This is a genomic window from Nitrobacter sp. 62-23, from assembly GCF_001897285.1.
Classification (GTDB): domain Bacteria; phylum Pseudomonadota; class Alphaproteobacteria; order Rhizobiales; family Xanthobacteraceae; genus Nitrobacter.
Genome location: NZ_MKSM01000101.1, coordinates 1 through 1,037 on the forward strand (window position 1 = coordinate 1; position 1,037 = coordinate 1,037).

At 65.7% G+C, this 1,037-nt stretch carries 1 protein-coding gene; it reads right to left on the reverse strand.

The features are described 5' to 3' along the window. On the reverse strand, positions 1-1,037 hold a 1,037-nt coding region (locus BGO16_RS10435; protein WP_292618627.1), incomplete at both ends, for a UDP-glucose/GDP-mannose dehydrogenase family protein.

Sequence of the window (1,037 nt, forward strand, 5' to 3'; positions counted from 1 at the left end):
CGCCCATGTCGCAGAGGCCCGTTATCAGCGGGATCGACGGTGCCTCGCGCATGTCGTCGGTATCCGGCTTGAACGCCAGCCCCAGCACCGCGATGGTCTTGTTGCGCAGACTACCGCCCAACGCGTGCGCCACTTTGCGCGCCATCGCGCGCTTGCGGTTGTCGTTGACGGTGACGACCGACTCCACGATGCGAAGCTGGGCGTCGTAATCTTCCGCGATCTTCACCAGCGCGCGGGTGTCCTTGGGAAAACAGGAGCCGCCATAGCCGGGGCCGGCGTGCAGGAACTTGGTGCCGATGCGATTGTCGAGACCGATGCCGCGCGCGACCTCCTGAATGTCGGCGCCGACTTTTTCGGACAGGTCCGCGATTTCGTTGATGAAGGTGATCTTGGTCGCGAGAAAGGCGTTGGCCGCGTATTTGATCAGTTCGGCGGTGCGGCGCGCGGTGAACATCAACGGCGCCTGATTGAGCGACAGCGGCCGGTAGATGTCGCCGAGCGCCTTGCGGCCGCGTTCGTCGGAGGTCCCGATCACGATGCGGTCGGGAAACTTGAAATCGCGGATCGCGGCTCCCTCGCGCAGGAATTCGGGATTGGACGCCACCACCACGTCGGCCGACGGATTGGTCTCAAAGATCAGCCGTTCCACCTCGTCGCCGGTGCCGACCGGCACGGTCGATTTGGTGATCACCACGGTGAAGCCGCGGACCGCCGCCGCGATTTCGCGCGCCGCGGCATAGACGTAGCTGAGGTCGGCATGACCGTCGCCGCGGCGTGAGGGGGTGCCGACGGCGATGAACACCGCATCCGCCTCTGCTACCGGGCCGGCGAGATCGGTGGTGAAATCGAGCCGCGAGGCCGCCACGTTGGTCGCGACCAACGCCTCGAGGCCCGGTTCGAAGATCGGGATCTCGCCGCGGCCGAGCGCCGCGATCTTGTCCGCATCCTTGTCGACGCAGGTGACCTGATGTCCGAAATCGGCAAAGCAGGCTCCGGACACGAGGCCGACGTAGCCCGTGCCAATCATGGCGATGCGC